Raw genomic sequence first — 15,722 nt, 5'->3', positions numbered from 1 at the left:
CATGCCGCGATATCTCGCCCCATTGCTCTTGCTGTGCCTGACCTTCAACGCCAACGCCGACAGTTACATCACCCGCCTGCTGAACAAACCGGTGCCCGGCGGCGTGGCCGTGGTGGACCTGGGCAGCGCGGCCCAGGCGCCAAAAGCCAGTTACCAGGGCAAACCGGTGCTGGTGGTCAAGGAAAAGGACAACTGGCTGGCGATTGTCGGCATCCCGCTGACGGTCAAGCCCGGCACCCAGCAGATCAGCAGCGGCGGCAGCACCCAGCCGTTCGTGGTCGGCTATAAAAAGTACCCCGAGCAACACATCACCCTGAAGAACAAGCGCCAGGTCAATCCGAACCCGGCGGACCTCAAACGCATCAACGCCGAACTGGCCGTGCAACTGAAGGCCTATCGCAGCTTCAGCCCGAACATCCCCAGCAACCTGCTGCTGGACAAGCCGGTCAATGGTCCGATGTCGAGCAAGTTCGGCGTGCGGCGCTTCTTCAACGGCGAAGAACGCAACCCCCACGCCGGCCTGGACTTCGCCGTGCCCGCCGGCACACCCATCAAGACTCCGGCCGCTGGCAAGGTGATCCTCACCGGCAATTACTTCTTCAATGGCAACACCGTGTTTGTCGATCACGGCCAGGGTTTCATCAGCATGTTCTGCCACATGTCGAAGATCGACGTGAAGGTCGGCCAGCAGCTCAAGCGCGGCACGGTCGTCGGCAAAGTCGGCTCCACGGGCCGGGCAACTGGCCCGCACATGCACTGGAATATCAGCCTGAACGATGCGCGGGTGGATCCGGCGATTTTTATCGGGGCATTCCAGCCCTGAGTTTTTGCGGTGAAGCTGCCGGCCTGACCGCGAGCAGGCTCGTTCCCACATTTGGATCTCTTGTGAACACAACATTTGTGACCAACAGAAAATCCCTGTGGGAGCGAGCCTGCTCGCGATGACGGCAGCCACATCACCACCATCCAGCGAATTGCCAAGCTCAAAACATCGACGCAATTTCCAAGATCAACACTTCGAACCTGCGCGATTAAATCGCGCAAACCCGCCTAAAAACAGAACTTATCTCAATTTTTCCCGACTGCTTGCGATCCGCCCTCCGCGCGGTTAGGGTTGAAGGCATGAAAACCTCTCACACCCTCATTCAGCTTCGCCAGCACCGCAGCCTGTGCCTCGTCAGCGCACGACTGCCGGGCTGAATCGCGGCACCTCGTTCCGGCTGTAAAGCCACCCGTTCGAACCACCGGCAGGCCGCCTTTTCCCGGCCACGACAATAAAAGGATTCTGCGATGAGCATGCTCAAAGACCCGTCTTCCAAGTACCGCGCCTTCCCGACCATCAACCTGCCGGATCGCACCTGGCCGTCGAAGACCATCACCGCCGCGCCGATCTGGTGCAGCTCCGACCTGCGTGACGGCAATCAGTCGCTGATCGAGCCGATGGACGCCGCCAAGAAGCTGCGTTTCTGGAAAACCCTGGTCGCTGTGGGCGTGAAGGAAATCGAAGCGTCGTTCCCGGCGGCTTCGCAGACCGACTTCGACTTCGTGCGTACCCTCATCGAAGAAGGCCACATCCCGGACGACACCACCATCCAGGTGCTGACCCAGGCCCGTGAAGACCTGATCGCCCGCACGTTCGAATCCCTGCGCGGCGCGAAAAAAGCCATCGTCCACCTGTACAACGCCACCAGCCCTTCGTTCCGCCGCATCGTGTTCAACCAGGACAAGGAAGGCGTGAAGGAAATCGCGGTGAATGCGGCCAAGCTGTTCGTTAAATACGCCGCGCAGCAGCCAGAAACCCAGTGGCAGTTCGAATACTCGCCAGAAACCTTCAGCGCCACCGAGCTGGAATTCGCCAAGGAAGTCTGCGACGCAGTGATCGAGGTCTGGAACCCGACGCCTGAGCGCAAGGTCATCCTCAACCTGCCGGCCACCGTGGAAGTCGCGACTCCGAACGTCTACGCCGACCAGATCGAGTGGTTCGGTCGCAACATCACCCGTCGCGACAGCGTGCTCATCAGTCTGCACACCCATAACGACCGTGGCACCGGCGTAGCCGCCACAGAACTGGGCCTGATGGCCGGCGCCGACCGTGTCGAAGGCTGCCTGTTCGGCAACGGCGAACGCACCGGTAACGTCGACCTGGTGACCGTCGCGCTGAACCTCTACACCCAGGGCATCAACCCTGAGCTGGATTTCTCCGACATCGACGGCGTGCGCAAAGTGGTCGAAGAGTGCAACCAGATCCCGGTGCACCCGCGTCATCCGTACGTGGGCGACCTGGTTCACACCGCGTTCTCCGGCTCGCACCAGGATGCCATTCGCAAAGGTTTTGCCCAGCAGAAACCGGACACCCTGTGGGAAGTGCCGTACCTGCCGATCGACCCGGCCGACATCGGCCGCAGCTACGAGGCGGTGATCCGGGTCAACAGCCAGTCGGGCAAGGGCGGTATCGCCTACCTGCTGGAACAGGAATACGGCATCAGCCTGCCGCGTCGCATGCAGATCGAGTTCAGCCAAGTGGTTCAGCGCGAAACCGATCGCCTGGGCCTGGAAATGACCGCCCAGCAGATCCATGCCCTGCTCCACAGCGAATACCTGCAAGCCAACACCCCGTACGCGCTGGTCAGCCATCGTCTGCAGGAAGAAAACGGCAACAGCGCCGTGGAAGTCGAAGTGGCCAGCAAGGGCCAGGGCGAAACCAACCTGCACTGGCGCGGCAAGGGCAACGGCGCGCTGGAAGCGCTGGTGGCCGGGCTGCCTATTCCGGTGGAGATCATGGACTACAACGAACACGCCATCGGCGCCGGCACCAACGCCAAGGCTGCGGCGTACATCGAGCTGCGGGTCAACGGTGAGCGTGCGGTGCACGGCGTGGGCATCGACGAAAACATCACCACCGCCAGCTTCAAGGCCCTGTTCAGCGCGCTGAACCGCTCCCTGAGCCAGCCGGAAGCCAAAGCGGCCTGATGGTTTAGCTGAAATGCAAAAAGGCCCTGGGGTGTGAACCCTGGGGCCTTTTTGTTTGGCTGATGACTTGGGTGACTGTTCCGGCCTCATCGCGAGCAGGCTCGCTCCCACAGGGAATCTGAGGTGGGCACAGGATTTTGAACCCGCTGAAGATCAGTGTGGGAGCGAGCCTGCTCGCGATGGCGGCCTGTCAGGCAATACAAGTCTCAGGCATGGGTATCAATCGAAATAGTCATCGCCTGCAGCAAAGCGGCCTGCAAGGTCTGCAATGTGGCCTGGGTCGCCATGATCTGAGTCTGGATCGCCATGGCTTCCTGGGCTTTCTGCTCCTGGTTGGCCTGGCTTTTCTGCACGCGAGCCAACTGGGCTTGCTGCTCGGCCAGCAGTTTTTCAGTTTGCTCTATCTGTTTTTTCAGCTGCTCGATGACATCGCCGCTGCCGCTGGCTGGAGCACCGCCGATGTTCGCGCCACTGGTGTCAACTTTCAACTGGCGGTCTTTGTCTTCGCTGGCGTCAGTCGATACCGCAGGGCTGACTGCTGCTTCGTCTTCCGCACCCTTGATGGAAACCTTGGGTGCAGAGAGAGGGTATGGATTTACCGTGATTGCGCTGATGCTGGTCATAAGGGACTTCTCCTTGGCTGCCCCGGTTATCGGCAAACACCAGCGCTTCTGAAGGGCTGAAACGTTTCAATCAGATGAATTCAAAACGATCGGCATCCAGGTTCGCCGGAAAGCGTGCGCGGTAAGCCGCCAGCTCCGCCGCACTCAGACACACAGTGAATACCCCGTCGGCCTCACCGGTGCTGAGCAGGGTTTCGCCCTGAAAGTCCAGCACCTGACTGTCACCGGTATAGGCAAAGCCCTTGCCGTCGTGGCCGATGCGGTTTACCGCGGCCACGTAGCACAGGTTCTCGATTGCTCGGGCCGGCAGCAGACGGTTCCAGTGCTGGCGCCGCGCGCCGGGCCAGTTGGCGGTGTACAGCAACAGGTCGGTGTCCTCGGCGTCGCGGCTCCACACCGGGAAACGCAGGTCATAGCAAATCAGCGGGCGGATCCGCCAGCCGTTGAGTTCGAACAGCACCTGGCGCTCGCCCGGCGTGTAGTGATTATGCTCACCGGCCATGCGGAACAGATGACGCTTGTCGTAATGCAGCACTTCGCCGTCCGGTCGTGCCCAGAGCAGACGATTGCGATGACTGCCGTCGGCGGCCTGGATAATCACACTGCCGGTGATCACCGCTCCGAGCTTCGCAGCCTGAGCCTGGAGCCACTTGTGCGAAGGACCGTTTTCCGGCTCAGCCAGGGTCTCGGACTCCATGGAAAAACCCGTGGTGAACATTTCCGGCAGGATAATCAGGTCCGCCCCGCGCGCCTGCGCAAGCAAGCCCTCGAAATGTTCCAGATTGGCCTGGCGATCGTGCCAGGCCAGGGTGGTCTGGATCAGCGCAACATTGAGATTGGGCAAGGTACTCAGATCACGCATAGTTTTTCCGCCGCTTCGCGCAGCGTCTCCTCGCGTTTGGCAAAGCACAGGCGCACCAGGCGCTGGCCTTCGGGTGGGTTCTGGTAGAACACCGAGACAGGGATCGTCGCCACGCCGTGCTCACGGGTCATCCAGACTGCCATGTCGACGTCATTGAGGTCCGGGCGGATCTGCGAGTAATCCACCAGTTGGAAATAGGTGCCGGGTACTCGCTTGAAACTGAAGCGCGAGGGGGCCAGCAAATCGCAGAACAGGTCACGCTTGGCCTGGTAGAAGTCCGGCAGTTCTTCGACGTGCTCCGGGTGATCGGCCATGTAGTCGGCCAGGGCGTACTGCAACGGCGTCACGCCGCAGAAGCTGACGTACTGATGCACCTTGCGCAGTTCCGCCGTCAGGGCGGGTGGCGCCACCACATAGCCGGTTTTCCAGCCGGTGACGTGGTAGGTCTTACCGAAGGAACTGACCACAAAGGCCCGCCGGTACAGTTCTTCATGGGCCAGGACACTGGCGTGGGCGACGCCGTCGAACACCAGGTGTTCGTAGACTTCGTCACTGATCAGGTAAATATCGCGGTCACGAATCAGCGCCGCCAACTGGTCGAGTTCGGCGCGGCTGATCAGCGCGCCACTGGGATTGTGCGGTGTGTTGAGAATGATCATGCGCGTACGCGGGCTCAGGGCTTCAGCGAGCTTCTGGAAATCGATGGCGAAATCATCCAGGCCCAATTGCACATGCACACAACGGCCACCGGCCAACTCGACGGCGGGCTCATAGCTGTCGTAGCAAGGGTCGAACACGATCACTTCGTCGCCGCTGTGAACCACTGCCGCGATGGCGCAGAAAATCGCCTGGGTCGCACCGGGGGTCACGGTCACTTCCTGGTCGGCATCGACGGTGACGCCATAGCTGCGGGCGATCTTCGCCGCGATCTGCTGGCGCAGCGCCGGCAAACCGGTCATGGGCGAGTATTGGTTATGCCCTTGGGCGACATGCCGGCCGACTGCATCGCGCAGGGCCTGCGGACCATCGAAATCGGGAAACCCCTGGGACAGATTGAGCGCGCCGGTCTGCGCGGCGAGCTGGGACATCTGGGTGAAGATAGTGATGCCGACATTCGGCAACTTGCTGGTGATCATTGGGGGTTCCCTGCGTCTACACCCGGCTCTGGTGCGGCGCGGGAGAGGTCGAGGATAGCCCAATCGCCGGGCATGAAAAAGGGTGCCACCAAGGGCACCCTTCTTACGCTGACACAACTCGCTCCCACAGTGGAACTGCGGTGACTATCGATCAGCGTTTATCACGACGCTTCTTGTCAGCCTTCTTATGGTGCGACATCAAGCGGCGCTTCTTGTTGACCTGACGGTCGGTGAGCGTGTTCTTGTTGCCTTCGTACGGGTTCTCGCCGCCCTTGAACTCGATGCGGATCGGCGTGCCGACCAGCTTCAGGACGCGGCGATAAGTGTTTTCCAGATACCGGACGTACGACTTGGGCACCTTCTCGATCTGGTTACCGTGAATCACGATGATCGGCGGGTTGGCGCCACCCAGGTGAGCGTAACGCAGCTTGATCCGGCGGTTGTTGACCATCGGTGGCGCGTGCTCGCCGACGGCGTCTTCCAGGATCTGGGTCAGACGATTGGTCGGCCAGCGGGTGACCGCCGACTTGAACGAGTTCTGCACCGACGCGTAGAGGTTGCCCACGCCCGTGCCGTGCAAGGCCGAGATGAAGTGGATGTCGGCAAAGTCCACGAAGAACAAGCGACGCTGCAGTTCAACCTTGACAAAATCCCGTTCGCTAGGCGTCATGCCGTCCCACTTGTTGATCGCGATGACCAACGCACGGCCGGCTTCCAGGGCGAAGCCCAGCAGGTTCAGGTCGTGATCGACCACGCCTTCGCGGGCGTCCATCACGAAGATCACCACGTTGGCGTCTTTGATCGCCTGCAGGGTTTTGACCACGGAGAACTTTTCGACTTCTTCGTGGATCTTGCCGCGCTTGCGCACACCGGCCGTGTCGATCAGCGTGTACTTCTCTTCGTTACGCTCGAACGGGATGTAGATACTGTCGCGGGTGGTGCCGGGCTGGTCGTACACGATGACCCGGTCTTCGCCGAGCATGCGGTTGACCAATGTCGACTTGCCGACGTTCGGGCGGCCGATGATGGCGATCTTGATCCCGTCTTTTTCGCTAGGGCCAGGAATGCGCTTGGCTTCCTCGCCTTCGGCAACGATTTCTTCTTCACCGTCTTCCGGTTCGTCTTCGTCGTCTTTGGGGAAATCAGCCAGGGCGATTTCCAGCATCTGGGTGATGCCACGACCGTGGGCGCCGGCGATCGGGATCGCCTGGCCCATGCCCAACGGCGCGAATTCGGCGCGGGCCATGTCCGGGTCGATGTTGTCGACCTTGTTGGCCACCACATAGGAACGCTTGTTACGTTTGCGCAGATGCTCGGCGATCATCTGGTCGGCGGCGGTAAAACCGGCCTTGGCGTCTACCAGGAACAGCACCACATCCGCTTCTTCGATGGCGAGCAGCGACTGCTCGGCCATTTTTTCGTCCATGCCGTGTTCATCACCGGAGATGCCACCGGTGTCGACCAGAATATAGGTACGCCCTTGCCACTTGGCCTCACCGTATTGGCGATCACGGGTCAGACCGGACAAGTCGCCGACAATGGCGTCGCGAGTCCTGGTCAGGCGGTTGAACAAGGTGGACTTGCCGACGTTCGGTCGGCCCACCAGGGCGATTACGGGAACCATGCGGCTCTCCACTTCGTTATTTCAGAAAATACAAAAGCCGCTGCGAGGCAGCGGCTGGTGCTCGGGGGCCATCCTGTGGGAGCGAGCCTGCTCGCGAAAGCGTTGGATCAGTCGACATCCATGCCACTGGACCACCGCATTCGCGAGCAGGCTCGCGCCCACAAAAATGAAGCCGCTTGGGATTAACCCAAGCATAGTCTTACTTGATGGTCAGGGCTTCCAGTTTGCCGCTGTTGCCATACACATAAATCATGTTGCCCACCACCAGCGGACGGGCACGCAGGCCGTCGCTGTCGATGCGCTCACGGCCGACGAAGCGACCGTCCACCTGGCTGAGCAGGTGCAGGTAACCTTCCAGGTCACCGACTGCAACGTAGCTGGAGAACACTTCCGGGGCCGACAGTTGACGACGGGCCAGGGAGTCGTTGCTCCACAATGCGGTGGTGGAACGCTCGTCGACGCCTTCAACCGTGCCCGAGGACAGGCTCACGTAGACGCTGCCCAAACCCTCGGCGACGCCGGCGTAGCTGGACGCATCGCGCTGCCACAGCGGGCGACCGCTTTCCAGGTCCAGCGCCGCAACGCGTCCCTGGTAGCTGGCAACGTACAGCGTACTGCCAGACAACAGCAGGCCGCCGTCGATGTCGACCACGCGCTCCAGTTCCGAACGGCCCTGCGGGATGGCCACGCGCTGTTCCCAGACCGGCACGCCGTTGGAAATATCCAGGGCAACCACTTTACCGGTCGACAACCCGGCCACCGCGAGACGGTTGGTGACGATCGGCGCACTGGTGCCGCGCAGGGTCAGTACCGCCGGGGTGCTGTCGTACAACCAGCGCTGCTCGCCAGTGGCGGCATCCAGACCGATCAGGCTGTCATCCTGGGTCTGTACCACGACCACGTCACCGTTGGTGGCCGGCGGTGCGAGGACTTCACTGGTCACGCGAGCGCGCCATTTCTCTTCACCGCTGCTGGCGTCCAGGGCCACGATTTCGCCCTTGAGCGTGCCGATCATGACCAACCCGTAACCCACGCCAACGGCGCCGGAAACGGGCAGTTCGAGATCCTGCTCCCACTTGACGTCGCCATTGGTGCGATCCATCGCCATCACCACGCCAGTGACGTCGGAGGCATAGATAGTGTCGCCATCGATGGCTGGCACCAGCATGTTGTAGGTTTCACCCTGGCCGTCACCGATGGAGCGACTCCATTGCTTCTGCAGCACGACTTCTTCTTTGAAGTCGGTCAGTTCGGCCGGTGGCAGTTCTTTCTTGCTGTTGCTGCTGCAACCCGCGGCCAGAATGGCCAGAGCCAGCAATGCTGCATGTTTCCAACGGATCACGTCACGCATCCCCTTTGGCCAGGTCGTCCAGCTTGATTTGCAGGCCACCGACCGCAGCTTCATCCGACAGCGCAGCCTTGGCTTTTTGGTAGGCCGCATGGGCCTCATCAGCACGACCAAGCTGTACCAGCAGGTCGCCCTTGAGTTCTTCGCGGGTCGCCAGGAACGCCTTGTCGGCATCACCGTCGAGCAGCTTCAACGCATCTTCGGCCTTGTTCTGCGCCGCCAGCACCTGCGCCAGGCGCTGACGCGCCACTTCGCCCAGGGTCGGGTTGACCGGCTTGTCGACAATGGCCTTCAGCTCGGTGGCGGCGTCGTCCAGCTTGCCGGTGTCTACCGCGACCTTGGCCACGAACAGACGGCCATATTGCGCGTAGGCCGTGCCGCCGAATTCGTTGTCGAGCTTGCCGGCCAACTCCGCCACGCGGGCAGCGTCAGGCTTGCCGTCCGGGGTCAGGGTGGTTTCCAGCAACTGCTGATAGAGCATCGAAGCGCCTTGCGCCTGGTTGCTCTGGTATTTCTGCCAGGCCTGCCAGCCGAACACGATGACCAGCGCCAACAGGCCGCCAGTGACCAGCGGCTTGCCGTTGCGCGTCCACCAGTCCTTCAAATCCGCCAGCTGTTCATCTTCGGTACTCGACACCCCAATACTCCTTAATCGCTAAATCGGCTGTTTGACAGCTTCAACCCTGCACGACGCAGGTGGCCAGGTGTGCGGCAAGCGCATCCCAGGCAATGCTTTGTTGTTCGCCCTGGCCACGCAGGGGTTTGAAACCTACCACTTGCTGGGCCAATTCGTCGTCACCGAGAATCAGTGCATACAGCGCACCACTCTTGTCGGCCTTCTTGAATTGGCTCTTGAAGCTGCCGCCGCCGGCGTTGATCTGCAGGCGCAGGTTGGGCAACTGGTCGCGGACCCGCTCGCTCAGCGCCAGGGCCGCCAGTTCGGCTGCTTCGCCGAAGGCGCACAGGTAAACGTCGACCTGACGGGCGATTTCCTGCGGGATCTTGTCCAGCGTCTCAAGCATCAACACCAGACGTTCGATGCCCATGGCAAAACCCACGCCCGAGGTCGGCTTTCCGCCCATCTGTTCCACCAGCCCGTCGTAACGGCCGCCGGCACACACAGTTCCCTGGGCGCCCAACTTGTCGGTGACCCATTCAAAGACGGTCTTGCTGTAGTAATCCAGCCCGCGGACCAGCTTCGGGTTGATGACATAGGGAATACCGACTGCATCCAGACGCGCCTTCAGCCCCTCGAAGTGCGCACGGGATTCATCGTCGAGGTAGTCAGCCATTTTCGGCGCATCGACCAGGATCGCCTGCGTGTCGGCGTTCTTGGTATCCAACACCCGCAGCGGATTGGTCTTGAGACGGCGCTGACTGTCTTCGTCCAGCTTGTCCAGGTGAGCGGACAGGAACTCCACCAGCGCTTCGCGGTAGCGCCCACGGGACTCGCTGGTGCCCAGGCTGTTGAGTTCGAGCTTGACCGCATCACGAATGCCCAGCTCGCCCCACAGGCGCCAGGTCAATACGATCAGCTCGGCGTCGATGTCCGGACCGTCGAGGTTGAATACCTCCAGGCCTATCTGGTGGAACTGGCGATAACGACCTTTCTGTGGACGCTCGTGGCGAAACATCGGGCCGATGTACCAGAGTTTCTGCACCTGGCCACCACCGGTAATGCCGTGCTCGAGCACTGCACGCACGCACGCCGCCGTGCCTTCGGGGCGCAAGGTCAGCGAATCGCCGTTGCGGTCTTCGAAGGTGTACATCTCTTTTTCGACGATGTCGGTCACTTCGCCGATGGAACGCTTGAACAGCTCGGTGAACTCGACGATCGGCATGCGGATCTGCCGGTAACCGTAGTTATCCAGCAAACGCGCCACGGTGCCCTCGAAATAGCGCCACAGGGGCGTCTGCTCGGGCAGGATGTCGTTCATGCCACGAATGGCTTGCAGGGACTTGCTCACAGGTAATCCTTAAATTCGTTCGACTCAACCACGCGCGATTACAGCAGCGTCGGCCTCGACCTTTTCGGCCGCTTTCTGGCGGATCAGCCGTTCCAGTTCATCCACCAGATTGTCATTCGTCAGTTTCTGCGACGGCTTGCCGTCGATGTAAATCAGGTTCGGTGTACCGCCGGTGAGGCCGATATGGGCCTCCTTGGCTTCACCCGGCCCGTTGACCACGCAACCAATCACCGCGACATCCAGCGGCACCAGCAGGTCTTCCAGGCGCCCTTCCAGCTCGTTCATGGTCTTGACCACATCGAAGTTCTGCCGCGAGCAGCTTGGGCAGGCGATGAAGTTGATGCCACGGGAACGCAGGTGCAGGGACTTGAGAATGTCGTAGCCGACTTTCACTTCCTCCACCGGATCGGCCGCCAACGAGATGCGGATGGTATCGCCAATTCCTTCGGCGAGCAGCATACCGAGGCCGACGGCGGATTTCACCGTGCCCGAACGCAACCCACCGGCTTCGGTGATGCCCAGGTGCAGCGGCTGGACGATTTCCTTGGCCAGCAAGCGATAGGCTTCGACGGCCATGAACACGTCGGAAGCCTTCACGCTGACCTTGAAGTCCTGGAAGTTCAGGCGCTCCAGGTGCTCGACATGGCGCAGGGCCGACTCCACCAGTGCAGCCGGGGTCGGTTCGCCGTATTTCTTTTGCAGGTCTTTTTCCAGGGAACCGGCGTTGACGCCGATGCGGATCGGAATACCACGGTCGCGGGCGGCATCCACCACCGCACGCACGCGGTCTTCGCGACCAATGTTGCCCGGGTTGATGCGCAGGCAGTCCACACCCAGCTCGGCCACGCGCAGGGCGATGCGGTAGTCGAAGTGAATGTCGGCCACCAGCGGCACTTTGACCAACTGCTTGATTTTGCCGAACGCCTCGGCGGCGTCCATGTCCGGCACGGAAACCCGCACGATGTCGACACCGGCGGCTTCCAGTCGGTTGATCTGCGCAACGGTGGCGGCCACGTCGTTGGTGTCGCTGTTGGTCATGCTTTGCACAGCGATGGGCGCATCGCCGCCAACAGGAACGTTGCCGACCCAGATCTTTCGCGATTCGCGACGTTTGATTGGAGATTCGCCGTGCATGACTTATTGACCCAACTTCAGGCGAGCGGTCTCGCCACTGGTGAACGGAGCCACGTCGACCGGTTGGCCGTTGTAGCTGACCTGCGCGCCACGGGCATAACCCAGGCGCACGGCAAACGGCGGCGTGCCGTTGACGGAAGTGCTGTCGCCCTTGCGCTTGAGGCCACTGAACAGCACCTTGCCGGTGCCATCGGTGATCTGCGTCCAGCAGTCGGCGGTAAATTGAATCTGTACCTGGCCTTGACCGGCTGCGGGAGCGACGGGCGCTACCGCAGTGGTGGAGGCTGTCGGAGTTGCCGGCGCTGCGGCGGGCGCAGCCGGAGTCTCGACGACAGGGGCTGGCGTGCTCGGTACAGCCGGCGCTTGAGTAGCGGCGGTCGGGGCTGGCGTGGCGGGTGCAGCAGGCGCGTCTGCCGGAGCGGCCGGCACACTCGGTTCAGCACCGACGGCCGGATCTGCGCCATCCTGCCCCTGAGGCAACACCAGGTTGGTCTCCCCTGCGCTCTGGCCTTCCACCACAGCCTGATCTTCCGGCTCATCCAGCGGATGTATGCGGGTGGTGCCGTCGGCGCCTTCGACCTCGACATGCTCAGGGTTCATGGCGATGGGATCCTTGGCGCGCAAGGCGGCCTGGTCCTGCCACCAGAGGAAACCGCCACCAATCACCGCGATCAACAGCAACAAACTGACGATTCGCAAAATGGTGTGGGAAACGCGAACCGGCTCTTCGATGCGGCCCAGGCTGTGCACGCTGCTGCCCTGGGCGTCGGAACCGGTGTATTGATCGAATTGCTGGACCAGTTCGGTCTGGTCCATGCCGAGCAATTTGGCGTAGGCACGGATGTAGCCCCGAGCGAAAGTATGCCCAGGCAATTTATCGAACGCGCCGGCTTCCAGGTTGCCCAGGGAAGCCACGGTGAGATTGAGCTTGAGGGCCACCTCTGCCAGCGACCAACCATTGCTTTCGCGAGCTTGGCGCAGGGTCTCACCGGGATTTACGCGAGTCGCTGCTACAACTTCAGGATGCGCCGCTTTCATCATTGCTCCGACAGGTATTGCTGATATTCCGGCGTACCGGGATAGAGTCTTTTTAGTTGCAGGCCAAAACTGGCGGCCTTGTCACGATCTTCGAACACGTGGGCCAGCCGAACACCGAGCAATAGACTACGTGCATTTTGCTCGCTCAGCAGGCTAAAACGTTCGTAATAATCGCGCGCGGGCACATAATGCCTGTCTTCGTAAGACAACTCAGCCATTTCCAGCAATGCCCGTGGCTGCTGGCGGTTGAGCCGCAGCGCTTTTTCAAGCTGCTGGCGAGCCAGATCACGCTGGCCGAGTTTCGAGGCCGTCATGCCCAGGTTTTCAAACACCCGCGAACGCTCGGGGTAAAGGGTATCGGCGGTCGCCTGCTCGAAGCGCTCGTAGGCCTCTTTGTAACGCTTCTGCTCGAAAAGGAAGCTGCCGTAGTTGTTCAGGATCCGCGCATCCTGCGGCACAGCGGAGAGCGCCTTGCGAAAATGCGCGTCGGCCAGTTCAGGTTCCATCTCGGCCTGGAATACCAACGCCAGGGCCGCGTTGGCATCAGCATCTGAATCGTCCAGCTCCAGGGCTTTCTTGAGCGGCACCTTGGCCCGCTCGGTCATGCCCTGTTGCAGATAGCCTATGCCCAATTGCACATAGGCTTCACGCGCCTCATCGCGCCCCTTGCTGGTTTTCATGGGGTTGTAGTCACCCGACAGAACACAGCCGGTGCAAAGACCGGCCAACAGCAACAGCAGCGCGAAGCGCAGGGACATAGAGTTCCTCTCTTAGTGACTGTTCGCAGCGTTTTGCGCGACATCGTCGGCGGCGTTCAACTCACGCACGGCAATGTAGCGTTCACTGCGACGGGTGCGATCCAGCACCTGTCCTACCAATTGGCCACACGCGGCATCGATGTCTTCGCCGCGGGTGGTACGCACGGTGACGTTGAAGCCCGCGTGATGAAGCTGGTCCTGGAAGCGACGAATCGCGTTGTTGCTCGGACGCTCGTAACCGGAATGCGGGAACGGGTTGAACGGGATCAGGTTGATCTTGCAAGGGATGTTCTTGAGCAGCTCGATCATCTCGACCGCGTGTTCAACCTTGTCGTTCACGTCCTTGAGCAGCGTGTACTCGATGGTCAGCACGCGCTTTTCGCCCAGGGACGACATGTAGCGCTGACACGATTCCAGCAGCATCTTAAGCGGATATTTCTTGTTGATCGGCACCAATTGGTTACGCAATGCGTCATTGGGTGCGTGCAGCGACAACGCCAAGGAGACGTCGATGTGCTTGGCCAGCTCATCGATCATCGGCACCACGCCGGAGGTGGACAGGGTCACCCGGCGCTTGGAGATGCCATAACCCAGATCATCCATCATCAGGTGCATGGCAGCGATGACGTTGTCGAAGTTCAGCAGCGGCTCACCCATGCCCATCATCACCACGTTGGTGATGGCACGGTCGACGGTCGCCGGGACGCTGCCAAAGGATTTGTTGGCAATCCACACCTGGCCGATCACTTCGGCGGCGGTGAGGTTGCTATTGAAGCCTTGCTTGCCGGTGGAGCAGAAACTGCAATCCAGGGCACAGCCTGCCTGGGACGAAACGCACAAGGTGCCGCGTTTGCCCTGGGGAATGTAGACGGTCTCGACGCAGCTGCCGGACGCCACGCGCACCACCCACTTACGGGTGCCGTCGCTGGAGATGTCCTCGCTGACCACTTCCGGACCGCGAATTTCAGCAACGGCCTTGAGCTTTTCGCGCAGGGCCTTGCTGACATTCGTCATGGCGTCGAAGTCGTCGACGCCAAAGTGGTGAATCCATTTCATCACCTGGCCGGCACGGAAACGCTTCTCCCCGATCGAGTCGAAGAATTTCTCCATTTCCGGCTGGGTCAGGCCCAACAGGTTGGTTTTGCCGTTCGATGTAGTCATGGATTCACCTTCACTCAAAAGCCTGGGCTTAGCGAGTGGTTACTTCAGTAGCGGAGAAAAAGTAAGCGATTTCGCGAGCAGCAGCGGCTTCGGAGTCCGAACCGTGAACGGCGTTGGCGTCGATCGACTCAGCGAAGTCAGCACGGATGGTGCCGGCAGCAGCTTCTTTAGGGTTGGTGGCGCCCATCAGCTCACGGTTGCGAGCAATGGCGTTTTCGCCTTCCAGCACCTGAACGACAACCGGACCGGAAGTCATGAAGGCAACCAGCTCACCGAAGAAGCCGCGCTCGCTGTGCTCAGCGTAGAAGCCTTCGGCTTCGGCTTTGGACAGTTGCTTCATTTTCGAAGCTACAACGCGCAGGCCAGCGTCTTCGAAGCGGGTAACGATCTTGCCGATCACGTTTTTAGCAACGGCGTCAGGCTTGATGATGGAGAAAGTACGTTGAACAGCCATGGTGTAACTCCAGAAACGGTAATTTGCGAAAAATTAAACCCGCGAATTATACGCGGGTTCAGGGGTATTGCCTAACCTGCCAGGTGGATCAGTCGATTTCATCGATCCAGAGCTGTTGGACGGCCTCCAACACCTTCTCGCCACAACGGCCAGAGGTATTGTCAAAATCGGGAAGCTCCATGATCCAGCGCTGCAGATCGACAAAATTCACAGTCAACGGATTCACGTCCGGCTTGGCTTCGGCCAGTTCTTCTGCGATGCGTTGTACATCATTCCAACCATAGCTCATGACAGTGTCACCATCAGTGCGGCGCTTCGGCCGCATGGTTAAGCGAATATTTCGGAATTTCGACGGTCAGGTCTTCGGTGCCGACAATGGCTTGGCAGCCCAGACGCGATTGGGCTTCCAGGCCCCAGGCCTTATCGAGGAAATCTTCTTCCAACTCGTCCGCTTCTTCCAGCGAATCGAAGCCCTCGCGAATAATGCAATGGCAAGTCGTGCACGCACAGACGCCGCCACAGGCACTTTCCATCTCGATATGGTGCTCATGGGCCAGCTCGAGAATGGAAATTCCGGGCTCACACTCCACGACCATGCCCTCGGGACAGAACTTCTCGTGGGGCAGAAAAATCACCTGCGGCATCAG

The 15,722-nt window shown here is 60.6% G+C and carries 16 protein-coding genes; 2 read left to right on the top strand and 14 right to left on the bottom strand.

Features of this window, described 5'->3' with window-relative positions; all coding sequences use genetic code 11:
* Position 1 precedes the first annotated feature (1 nt).
* Positions 2 to 823 (top strand): peptidoglycan DD-metalloendopeptidase family protein, encoded by an 822-nt coding sequence (locus PSH91_RS05095; protein WP_047227485.1) that lies wholly within the window; start codon positions 2 to 4, stop codon positions 821 to 823.
* 467 nt (positions 824 to 1,290) lie between these two features.
* Positions 1,291 to 2,970 (top strand): 2-isopropylmalate synthase, encoded by a 1,680-nt coding sequence (gene leuA / locus PSH91_RS05090; RefSeq protein ID WP_047227484.1) that lies wholly within the window; start codon positions 1,291 to 1,293, stop codon positions 2,968 to 2,970.
* Between the two features lie 206 nt (positions 2,971 to 3,176).
* On the opposite strand, the gene PSH91_RS05085 is transcribed toward leuA, so the two are convergent.
* The 14 genes from PSH91_RS05085 to fdx form a co-directional block, all read right to left on the bottom strand.
* Positions 3,177 to 3,593: a hypothetical protein gene (locus PSH91_RS05085; protein ID WP_047227483.1), complete on the bottom strand. Its 417-nt coding sequence runs from the start codon at positions 3,591 to 3,593 to the stop codon at positions 3,177 to 3,179.
* Between the two features lie 70 nt (positions 3,594 to 3,663).
* The gene (locus tag PSH91_RS05080; protein ID WP_076386229.1) at positions 3,664 to 4,455 is read right to left on the bottom strand and encodes an amidohydrolase; all 792 of its coding nucleotides are present in this window, start codon (positions 4,453 to 4,455) and stop codon (positions 3,664 to 3,666) included.
* Positions 4,443 to 5,591 (bottom strand): pyridoxal phosphate-dependent aminotransferase, encoded by a 1,149-nt coding sequence (locus PSH91_RS05075; RefSeq protein ID WP_139051094.1) that lies wholly within the window; start codon positions 5,589 to 5,591, stop codon positions 4,443 to 4,445. The genes PSH91_RS05080 and PSH91_RS05075 overlap by 13 nt, the downstream gene beginning before the upstream one ends.
* A 151-nt stretch (positions 5,592 to 5,742) precedes the next feature.
* Positions 5,743 to 7,215, bottom strand: a complete 1,473-nt coding sequence (gene der, locus PSH91_RS05070; protein ID WP_076386232.1) for a ribosome biogenesis GTPase Der — start codon at positions 7,213 to 7,215, stop codon at positions 5,743 to 5,745.
* A 199-nt stretch (positions 7,216 to 7,414) separates the two neighbouring features.
* Positions 7,415 to 8,566, bottom strand: coding sequence for an outer membrane protein assembly factor BamB (gene bamB, locus PSH91_RS05065; RefSeq protein ID WP_047227480.1), 1,152 nt, complete (start codon positions 8,564 to 8,566; stop codon positions 7,415 to 7,417).
* On the bottom strand, positions 8,559 to 9,200 hold the full coding sequence (locus PSH91_RS05060) for a tetratricopeptide repeat protein (protein ID WP_047227479.1): 642 nt from the start codon (positions 9,198 to 9,200) through the stop codon (positions 8,559 to 8,561). The genes bamB and PSH91_RS05060 overlap by 8 nt, the downstream gene beginning before the upstream one ends.
* Before the next feature lie 40 nt (positions 9,201 to 9,240).
* Complete coding sequence (gene hisS / locus PSH91_RS05055) at positions 9,241 to 10,530, bottom strand: histidine--tRNA ligase (RefSeq protein ID WP_047227478.1); 1,290 nt, start codon at positions 10,528 to 10,530, stop codon at positions 9,241 to 9,243.
* 24 nt (positions 10,531 to 10,554) lie between these two features.
* Positions 10,555 to 11,664 carry a flavodoxin-dependent (E)-4-hydroxy-3-methylbut-2-enyl-diphosphate synthase gene (gene ispG, locus PSH91_RS05050; RefSeq protein ID WP_003185136.1) on the bottom strand — a complete coding sequence of 370 codons (1,110 nt, stop codon included), beginning with the start codon at positions 11,662 to 11,664 and terminating at the stop codon, positions 10,555 to 10,557.
* Positions 11,665 to 11,667: 3 nt separating this feature from the next.
* Positions 11,668 to 12,702: a RodZ family helix-turn-helix domain-containing protein gene (locus PSH91_RS05045; protein WP_305467493.1), complete on the bottom strand. Its 1,035-nt coding sequence runs from the start codon at positions 12,700 to 12,702 to the stop codon at positions 11,668 to 11,670.
* On the bottom strand, positions 12,702 to 13,460 hold the full coding sequence (gene pilW / locus PSH91_RS05040) for a type IV pilus biogenesis/stability protein PilW (RefSeq protein WP_047227476.1): 759 nt from the start codon (positions 13,458 to 13,460) through the stop codon (positions 12,702 to 12,704). Before pilW ends, PSH91_RS05045 begins: the two co-directional genes overlap by 1 nt.
* 12 nt (positions 13,461 to 13,472) lie before the next feature.
* Entirely contained in the window at positions 13,473 to 14,621 is a 1,149-nt protein-coding gene (rlmN, locus tag PSH91_RS05035) for a 23S rRNA (adenine(2503)-C(2))-methyltransferase RlmN (protein ID WP_047227475.1), read from the bottom strand.
* Between the two features lie 28 nt (positions 14,622 to 14,649).
* Positions 14,650 to 15,075, bottom strand: coding sequence for a nucleoside-diphosphate kinase (gene ndk / locus PSH91_RS05030; RefSeq protein WP_042727994.1), 426 nt, complete (start codon positions 15,073 to 15,075; stop codon positions 14,650 to 14,652).
* 88 nt (positions 15,076 to 15,163) lie between these two features.
* Positions 15,164 to 15,364 (bottom strand): Fe-S cluster assembly protein IscX, encoded by a 201-nt coding sequence (gene iscX, locus PSH91_RS05025; protein WP_274090881.1) that lies wholly within the window; start codon positions 15,362 to 15,364, stop codon positions 15,164 to 15,166.
* 13 nt (positions 15,365 to 15,377) lie between these two features.
* Complete coding sequence (fdx, locus tag PSH91_RS05020) at positions 15,378 to 15,719, bottom strand: ISC system 2Fe-2S type ferredoxin (protein WP_046063912.1); 342 nt, start codon at positions 15,717 to 15,719, stop codon at positions 15,378 to 15,380.
* Positions 15,720 to 15,722: the final 3 nt, after the last annotated feature.

Source organism: Pseudomonas sp. FP1154 (genome assembly GCF_030687245.1).
Lineage (GTDB): Bacteria > Pseudomonadota > Gammaproteobacteria > Pseudomonadales > Pseudomonadaceae > Aquipseudomonas > Aquipseudomonas rhizophila.
This window is presented reverse-complemented; position numbering and strand designations above follow the sequence as displayed.